The organism is Microbacterium sp. CPCC 204701 (assembly GCF_004010105.1).
In the GTDB taxonomy this organism is placed as follows: domain Bacteria; phylum Actinomycetota; class Actinomycetes; order Actinomycetales; family Microbacteriaceae; genus Microbacterium.
The window spans coordinates 1-8,546 of record NZ_RRYE01000105.1 but is presented as its reverse complement, the minus strand read 5'-3'; the positions used below and the strand labels follow the sequence as shown (position 1 = coordinate 8,546).

Annotated in this window: 8 protein-coding genes; 5 read left to right on the top strand and 3 right to left on the bottom strand. The window is 70.4% G+C overall.

Going from position 1 to position 8,546, the window contains the following annotated elements:
* From EIO58_RS08485 to EIO58_RS08475, 3 genes are all read right to left on the bottom strand, one after another.
* Window positions 1-386 (bottom strand): type IV toxin-antitoxin system AbiEi family antitoxin (locus EIO58_RS08485; RefSeq protein ID WP_127819163.1); only part of this gene is annotated, 386 nt, incomplete at its 3' end.
* Between the two features lie 92 nt (window positions 387-478).
* Window positions 479-2,128 (bottom strand): DUF349 domain-containing protein, encoded by a 1,650-nt coding sequence (locus EIO58_RS08480; protein WP_446723910.1) that lies wholly within the window; start codon window positions 2,126-2,128, stop codon window positions 479-481.
* A gap of 99 nt (window positions 2,129-2,227) precedes the next feature.
* Entirely contained in the window at window positions 2,228-2,536 is a 309-nt protein-coding gene (locus tag EIO58_RS08475; RefSeq protein ID WP_127819162.1) for a dioxygenase, read from the bottom strand.
* Between the two features lie 226 nt (window positions 2,537-2,762).
* Between EIO58_RS08475 and EIO58_RS08470 the strand changes: the two genes are divergently transcribed.
* From EIO58_RS08470 to alaS, 5 genes are all read left to right on the top strand, one after another.
* Window positions 2,763-4,058 (top strand): replication-associated recombination protein A, encoded by a 1,296-nt coding sequence (locus EIO58_RS08470; RefSeq protein WP_127819164.1) that lies wholly within the window; start codon window positions 2,763-2,765, stop codon window positions 4,056-4,058.
* Window positions 4,048-4,974: a 2-dehydropantoate 2-reductase gene (locus EIO58_RS08465; RefSeq protein ID WP_127819161.1), complete on the top strand. Its 927-nt coding sequence runs from the start codon at window positions 4,048-4,050 to the stop codon at window positions 4,972-4,974. Before EIO58_RS08470 ends, EIO58_RS08465 begins: the two co-directional genes overlap by 11 nt.
* 180 nt (window positions 4,975-5,154) lie before the next feature.
* A complete protein-coding gene (gene rpsD / locus EIO58_RS08460; protein WP_127819160.1) occupies window positions 5,155-5,784 on the top strand; it encodes a 30S ribosomal protein S4 in 630 nt (209 codons plus the stop codon).
* Between the two features lie 121 nt (window positions 5,785-5,905).
* Window positions 5,906-6,190 (top strand): ATPase, encoded by a 285-nt coding sequence (locus EIO58_RS08455; protein ID WP_127819159.1) that lies wholly within the window; start codon window positions 5,906-5,908, stop codon window positions 6,188-6,190.
* Between the two features lie 63 nt (window positions 6,191-6,253).
* The coding region (gene alaS / locus EIO58_RS08450; protein WP_127819158.1) for an alanine--tRNA ligase at window positions 6,254-8,546 on the top strand (2,293 nt) is incomplete at its 3' end.

The following is an 8,546-nucleotide window of genomic DNA, read 5'->3' as shown; positions in this document are numbered from 1 at the left end:
CGCGCGAGGTCGGCGAGCGTCCGGGGCACCGTGGTCACGCGCACGCCTCCGACCAGCTGCAGGTGCTCTGCCGGGATCGCACGGTCGCGATACACGACCTGGCGATCGGGAACGATGTGCAGGCGCCGCGACACCGCCCGCTGCACCGTATGGCGCGACGGCTGCTGCGGCAGCGCCCCGTGGACCCACGCGGCCGTGAGATGCGTTGCGGCCAGGGTCTCGCCCAGCACGGGCAGGAGCGTACCGGCGCGCAGCGCCGAGGTCTCGACCGCGTCCGCCGGGATGTACGCATCACCGAGCTCGACGAGGTCGCCGTCCAGGCAGGCGGCGGTCAGCTCGGCGCGCGACAGCCGATCATCGGCGAAGTACAGGAACGGGGAGACCATGGGGGAAGTGTGCCCCACACGACGGCTCCGCCGATGCCGAGACCGCGTGCCTGTGGACAACCAGGCCCGCACGCTCAGAGCGAGCGCCCGCCTCAGCCGCCGACGGCTTTGAGCCAGGACTTGCGCGCCTCGAGCGCCTCGGACGCGTTCGTGATCGCCTTCTTGTCGCCCGACTTCTTCGCCGCCTCGAGCTCGTCCTCCAGCTTCTGGATGGAATCCATCAGCTGGCGGGTCATGTCGTTGGCGCGCGCCTTGGTCTCGGGGTCGTTCTGCTTCCAGTCCGTCTCTTCGCGCGAACGCAGCGCCTGCTCGACCTTGCGGAGATCGTCGTCGAGGACGCGCTCGGCATCGCGCGGGAAGATCCGGCCGATGTCGTCCCACTGACGCTGGACGCTGGTGAGCAGCGTGCGCGCCTTGGCGAGGTCGCGCTCGTCCGCGACGGCCTTCGCCTGCTCGAGCAGGGCGCGCTTGGCCTCGATCTTCTCGCGCGAAGCCTCGGCATCCGCTGCCTCGCGCTCGATCCGCGCACCGTACAGCGCGTCGCCGGCCGCCTTGAAGCGTGCCCACAGAGCGTCGTCGACCTTCTTGCCGGCGCGCCCGGCGGTCTTCCACTGGTCGAGCAGCTCGCGATACGCCGGGATGCCGTCCTCGCCCTTCGGAGCGAGCGCCTCGGCCTTCTCGACCAGACGGGTCTTGCGGTCGCGGACGACCTTGTGCGCCTCGTCGAGCTCGGCGTAGAACGCGCGGCGATGCTTGTCGACGGTGGCACGGGCATCGCGGAATCGCTTCCAGAGCTGCTGCGCCGTCGACTTCGGGAGCCTCGGACCGTGCTGCTGCTGCGACTGCCATTGGTCGAACAGCGAGTTGACGTCGGCGGTGGCCTGCTTCCACTGCACCGAGCGCGGATCGCGCGCGGCCAGGGCCTCGGCCTTTTCGACGAGCTCAATGCGCGCCTTCACCGCGTCATCGACGGCCTGGCGCGCCGCAGCGGCCTCGGTGGCCGACTCCGCGGAGAGCAGCTCGGTGAGTGCTGAGATGCGGGCTTCGAGGCTCGCGAGATCACCCACAGCGGCGGCGCCTTCGATCTTCGCGTGCAGCGCGCGTGCGGTCGTGCGCAGGTCGGACGCCGGAGCGCCGCCGCGGCGGTGACGGACCTCGAGGAGTGTCACCTCGCTGGCGAGATCGGCGAACTTGCGCTCGAAGTACGCCAGCGCCTCCGCGGGCGACCCGTCGGGGTATTGCCCGACGACCCGCCAGCCATCGGCTTCGCGTACCGACACGGTGCCGTCGTCGTCGACGCGGCCCCAGGGCTCGCCGCTGCCGCTCGCAGCCGGACGGGGAGCCGGGCGAGCTCCCATCGCTGCCATCACGTCCGCGGGCGATGCGGCTGCGGGCCGTGGCTCGGGCGCGGGCGGAGCATCCGGCTCAACCACCGCCTCCACGGGCGGCTCAGCCACTGCGACCGAGGCATCGGGCTCCGCAGCCGGCTCAGCCTCTGCCTCCGCAACCGGCGCAACGTCCGCTTCCGAGCCCTCGGGCTCATCCTGCGCCTCGGTGTCGGACTCGCCGGGCTCGGCCGGGGTGCCTTCTTCGGCCGGTGGTTCGGCGACCGTGTCGTCTGGGGCGGTGACGACGACGTTCTCGGCCGCCGCAACTTCCTCGGCGGCGGTCGCCTCGGATCCGCTGGTCTCAGGGCTGTGGAGAGCGTCAGTGTCGGGCTGGGGGTCTGCTGCGGCAGTCACGGGATGCACCTCATCACGGCTTGCGCCGTCTGTGGGAGTAGGACGGTTCACAAGCCTAGTACGGCGGATGCCTCGTTCTCGGTGTCGCGGATCTCCGGGTCAGGGAGTGGGGCTCGGGTCGGGAGTCGGCGTCGTCGCCGTGGGCGCCGGCGTCGGCGTCATGCCGGTGGGCGTCGGAGTGGAGGTGGGGGCGGGCTCGGGCGCTCCCGGACCGGCGAGGAAGTACGCGGTCTGTGCGGCGCCGATGCCGATGATCAGCAGACCGCCGACGATGCCCGCGATCAGGTTGTCGCGGGTGCGGCGCCTGGCCTGGCCTTCGTGGAACTGACGACGCGCCTGGTACAGGCGCGTCCGCTCGCGCGCTGCGCGCGCCTCGCGATCCTTCCGGTCCTTCGATCCGACCGCCACGGCGCCTCCTTCGATCCGGACCCTCGCCCGGGCCGGGTTGATCCTACGGCGCGGCCGGCGCAGCGGCCAAACCTGTGCCGGTCCGGGCGTCGCACCCGCGGGATAGCCTGGAACGGTGACGACCCCCTCTGCCTCTCCGCGCGCCGCCGGCGCGTCGCGTGGAGCCTCTGGGAGCGGAGAGCCGCCGACCGCCCTGTTCCAGGGGCAGACCCCGCTCGCGGTCCGCATGCGACCCACGTCGCTGGACGAGGTCGCCGGCCAGTCGCACCTCTTGCGTCCCGGCTCGCCGCTGGTCGCCCTCGCGAATCCCGACGCGCCCACCCGCGCTGCGACGTCCGTCATCCTGTGGGGGCCGCCGGGAACAGGCAAGACGACACTGGCCCAGGCGATCGCGCGTTCGTCGGGACGGCGCTTCGTCGAGCTGTCGGCGGTGATAGCGGGCGTGCGCGACGTGCGCGAGGTGATGCAGGAGGCGCTGACCCAGCGCGACCTCTACGGCCAATCGACGATCCTCTTCCTGGACGAGATCCACCGCTTCACCAAGGCGCAGCAGGACGCGCTCCTCCCGGGCGTCGAGAACGGCTGGGTGGTGCTGATCGCCGCGACGACCGAGAACCCGTCGTTCTCGGTGATCTCGCCGCTGCTCTCGCGCTCGCTCCTGCTGACCCTCAAGCCGCTCACCGACGACGACCTTCGCATGCTCGTCGACCGTGCGGTGGCCGATCCGCGTGGTCTCGCAGGGACGGTGTCGCTCGATGACGAGGCCAAGGACGCGCTCGTCCGGCTCGCCTCGGGCGATGCGCGTCGGGCACTCACCGCACTCGAGGCTGCGGCATCCCTCGCCGTCCCCGCCGGCGACGAGGATGACACGGATGCCGACCCCACGCCCGTGATCACTGCGGAGCACGTGGCGCAGGCCGTCGACCGGGCGCTGCTGCGCTACGACCGCCAGGGCGACGAGCACTACGACGTCATCAGCGCGTTCATCAAGTCGATCAGGGGATCCGATGTGGACGCGGCGATGCACTACCTCGCCCGCATGGTCGAGGCAGGGGAGGACCCGCGATTCATCGCGCGCCGCCTCATCATCTCGGCCGCCGAAGACATCGGTCTGGCCGACCCGCAGGCGCTGCCGATGGCGGTCGCGGCCGCAGACGCCGTGCAGTTCATCGGCATGCCTGAGGGGCGCATCCCGCTGGCCGAGGCGACGGCGTACCTGGCGACCACCGCGAAGTCGAACGCGGCCTACCTCGCGATCGACGGGGCCATCGCGGATGTGCGCGCCGGCGGGTTCGGTCGCGTGCCGGTGCATCTGCGCGACGCGCACTATCCCGGCGCGAAGCGGCTGGGCCACGGCAAGGGCTACGTGTATCCGCACGACTCCGACATCGGGGTCGCGCGGCAGCAGTACCTTCCGGACGAACTCCGCGGTCGGCGGTACTACGAACCCAAGGCGCTCGGCGCGGAGCGCGACGTGCAGGCCCGCCTCGAGAAGATCCGCCGGATCCTCGATGGCGATTGACAGCCCTGCGCCACCCACGAGGATCACCGTCATCGGCGCCGGAGCGGTCGGCGCCGCCGTCGCCGTTCGCCTCGCCCTCGACCCGCGGAACAAGGTCACCGTCGCCGTGCGCACGCCGGTCGAGCGGCTCGTCGTCGTCGCCGACGGCGCCCGCCTCGAGGTGTCGCCCGCAATCATCTCGGACCCCGCTCAGGGGCGCCTGTCGGAGTGGATCCTCGTGGCCACGAAGGCATACGACGCGGCGACGGCGGCCACGTGGTTCCCGGCTCTCGTCGGTGCGTCGACGATCGTTGCAGTGCTCCAGAACGGCGTCGAGCACGCTGAGCGCTTCGAAGGGTCGGTCCCGACCGACCGCGTGCTGCCGGTGGTGGTCGACCTTCCCGCAAGCCGCACAACTCCGGGGCATGTGGTCCAACATCGCCGTGGTCGCTTGACGGTGCCGCTCTCCGACAGCGGCTCGGCGTTCGTCGAGCTGTTCGCACAGTCCGGGCTGGATGTCACGGCCACCGCCGATTTCACCACCGCGGCCTGGGAGAAGCTGTGCGTGAACTCCGTCGGGGCGCTCACCGCGGTCACGGCGGCGGCGTCGCTGTCACCGGACAATGCGGCGACGGCCGGCCTGGTCCGCGCCCTCGTGGCCGAGACAGCAGCGGTCGGGCGGGCCGAGGGTGCACGGATCGACGCGGCTGCGGAGGAGCGCATCGTGCGCAGTCTTCTCAGTGCTCCACTCGGCTCGAACTCGCTCGCCGATGACAGGAGGGCGGGCAGGCGGCTGGAAGTCGACGCGCGCAACGGCGCCGTCGTGCGGATCGGACAGCGCCACGGGCTGCCCACCCCCGTCAATCGCGTGATCGTGGAGCTCCTGCGCAGCGTCGAGCCTGCGCATCGCGCGCCCCGAGGGTTGCTCGAGCGCTGAGGCCGGGGGCCGCGGCAGCCGGTCTGGTAAGCTAGACCGGCTCGAAACCGAGTTTTCGGGCATCCCCTCTCTTCTCCACCACCTTCCGGCATGCCCCGGCGTGCAGTCCGGAAGGGCGAAGACAGGCGATACGCCCGCGTGCCGTGAAAGACACGGCAGCGTCATCGAAAGGAACACTTCGTGGCTACGAAGTCCCAGGACCGCCGCAAGGTGCGTCTCTCGCGCGCCCTCGGCGTCGCATTGACCCCCAAGGCAGCCAAGTATCTCGAGAAGCGTCCCTACGCTCCGGGTGAGCACGGCCGCACCAAGCGCAAACAGGACAGCGACTACGCCGTCCGTCTGCGCGAGAAGCAGCGTCTGCGCGAGCAGTACGGCATCCGCGAGAAGCAGCTGCGCATTCAGTTCGAGGAGGCCCGCCGCACCCAGGGTCTGACCGGTGAGAACCTGGTCGAGCAGCTCGAGATGCGTCTGGACGCCCTCGTGGTCCGTGCCGGCTTCGCCCGCACCACCGCGCAGGCGCGCCAGCTCGTCGTGCACCGCCACATCCTCGTGGACGGCCAGCTCGTCGACCGCCCGTCGTTCCGCGTGAAGCCGGGTCAGCTCATCCACGTCAAGCCCAAGAGCGAGGGCCTCGAGCCCTTCCAGGTGGCGGCCGCCGGCGGTCACGCCGACGTCCTGCCCCCGGTTCCGGGCTACCTCGAGGTCGAGCTCGACAAGCTCCAGGCCCGTCTCGTGCGTCGCCCCAAGCGCTCCGAGGTCCCCGTGACCTGTGAAGTGCAGCTCGTCGTCGAGTACTACGCAGCTCGATAAGAGCGTTCACGGAGGGCGTCGGGGAAACCCGGCGCCCTTCTTGTCTTTTCCTGCCGGTGGCTTGGGCGTTTCGCTCTACGATGGAGGGATGCCGCGCCCGGCGGCCGCGAGGAGTGCTGACATGAAGACCCTGGTGTGGTTCCTGTTCGGAGTTGCCGGTGGATTCGTCATGGCCCACTTCATGAACAAGGACCCGCGGGGGCACGAGATCCTCGCCGACGTCGATGCCCGCATCACCGAGTTCACCGATCGCATCGCGGACGCCTACCGCGAGCAGGAGTCCCGGTTCGCCGGACTGGTCGAGGACGCGCGGGATGCCGCGGCCGAGACAGTGGCGAACGCGCAGGCGGCAGCATCCGACGCCGCAGGCTCCGCTTCCGAGACCGCACGCAAGCTCACCGACTGATCCAGTGATCATGCCGACCCCGGTCCGGCCGGGGTGGATGACCGCGCCATCGCAAGGACCCGAATGAAGACCGCCGAGATCGCCCAGCGCTTCCTCGACTATTTCGAGAAGAACGGCCACACCATCGTGCCGTCGGCCTCCCTGGTGACCGACGACCCCGCGCTGCTGTTCACGGTGGCCGGCATGGTGCCGTTCATCCCGTATCTCTCCGGCGACGTGCCTGCGCCGTACCCGCGGGCTGCCGACAACCAGAAGTGCATCCGCACCAACGACATCGAAGAGGTCGGCAAGACGCCGCGTCACGGCACGTTCTTCCAGATGCTCGGCAACTGGTCGTTCGGCGACTACTTCAAGGAGGGCGCGATCCGCTACGCGTGGGACCTCCTCACCACCCCCGAGTCGGACGGCGGTCTCGGCTTCGACTCGAAGGACCTCTGGGTCACGGTGTACGAGGAGGACGACGAGGCGCACGATCTGTGGCTGCGCCTCACCGAGCTTCCGGCCGAGCGCATCCAGCGCCTCGGCAAGGACACGAACTACTGGAGCACGGGTCTTCCGGGCCCCGCCGGCCCCTGCTCGGAGATCTTCTTCGATCGCGGCCCCGCCTATGGCATCGACGGCGGCCCGGCGACCGACGACGACCGGTACGTCGAGATCTGGAATCTCGTGTTCATGCAGTACGAGATCACCAACGTCCGCTCGAAGTACGACTTCGACATCGTGGGGGAGCTGCCCGCGAAGAACATCGACACCGGCATGGGCCTGGAGCGCATCGCGTTCATCAAGCAGGGCGTCGACAACATGTACGAGACCGACCAGGTGCGGCCGGTGCTCGACAGGGCGGTCGAGCTGTCGGGGCGCACGTACGGTGCGAACCACGACGACGACGTGCGCTTCCGCGTGGTCGCCGACCACGTGCGGTCCTCGCTCATGCTCATGTCGGACGGCGTGACGCCGTCCAACGACGGGCGCGGCTACATCCTGCGCCGTCTCATGCGTCGCGCGATCCGCTCGATGCGGCTGCTCGGAGTCGACGGGCCGACGTTCGGCGAGCTGTTCACGGCATCCCGCGACGCCATGAAGGACGCGTACCCGGTCGTCGAGGCGGATTGGCCGCGCATCTCGCAGTACGCCCGCGCCGAGGAGGCGACGTTCCTGCGGACCCTCGCCGCGGGCGAGACGATCCTCGACGACTCGCTGGCCGCGACGAAGAAGGCCGGCGGTTCGACGATCGACGGCGCCGAGGCATTCCTCCTGCACGACACGTACGGTTTTCCGATCGACCTCACGCTCGAGATCGCCGAGGAGGCCGGACTCACGGTCGATCGTGGCGCCTTCGACTCGCTCATGCAGGAGCAGCGCGCCCGGGCCAAGGCCGACGCGCGCGCGCGCAAGCGCCAGCTCGCCGACACCAGCGTCTACCGCGACCTGCGCGCCAAGGGCGAGACCGTCTTCACCGGCTACACCGACCTCGAGACCGAGTCGCGCGTGCTGGGCATCCTGGTCGACGGCGCCCCCGTCGACCGGGCGAGCGCCGGCCAGATCGCCGAGGTGATCCTGGCCGAGACCGCGCTGTACGCCGAGTCCGGCGGCCAGGTGGCCGACAGAGGCGTGATCGTGGGGCCGGGCTACGAGCTCGAGGTGCTCGACGTGCAGAAGCCGGTGGCGGGACTGGTCAGCCACACCGTCGAGGTGACGACGGGCGAGGTGGGGGTGGACCAGCCGGCGACGTCGATCGTGGATGCCGCGAACCGCCGCGCCGCACGGCAGGCGCACTCCGCGACGCACCTGGTGCACGCGGCGCTGCGCGACACGCTCGGCAAGACCGCGACCCAGGCCGGTTCGCTCAACCGCGCCGGATACATGCGGTTCGACTTCACATGGGGTCAGGCGCTCTCGGACGCGACGAAGACGGAGATCGAAGAGATCGCCAACAACGCCGTGCGCGACAACCTCGAGGTGACCACGCGCGTGCTGGCGCTGGACGAGGCGCGATCGCTCGGGGCGATGGCCCTGTTCGGCGAGAAGTACGGCGACACGGTGCGCATGGTCGACATCGGCGGGCCCTGGTCGCGCGAGCTGTGCGCGGGCACCCACGTCACGACCAGCGCCGAGATCGGGGTCATCAGCCTCGTCGGAGAGTCGTCGGTGGGCGCCTCGAACCGCCGCGTCGAGGCGCTGGTCGGGCTCGACGCGTTCCGCTCGCTCGCGGCCGAGCGGGCGCTGGTCTCGCAGCTGACCTCGACGCTGAAGGCTCCGCGCGATCAGCTGCCGGCGCGGATCGCCGAGCTGCAGGCGAGCCTCAAGGCGGCCGAGAAGAAGATCGCGGCACTCGAGGCGAAGGCCCTCGGCGACC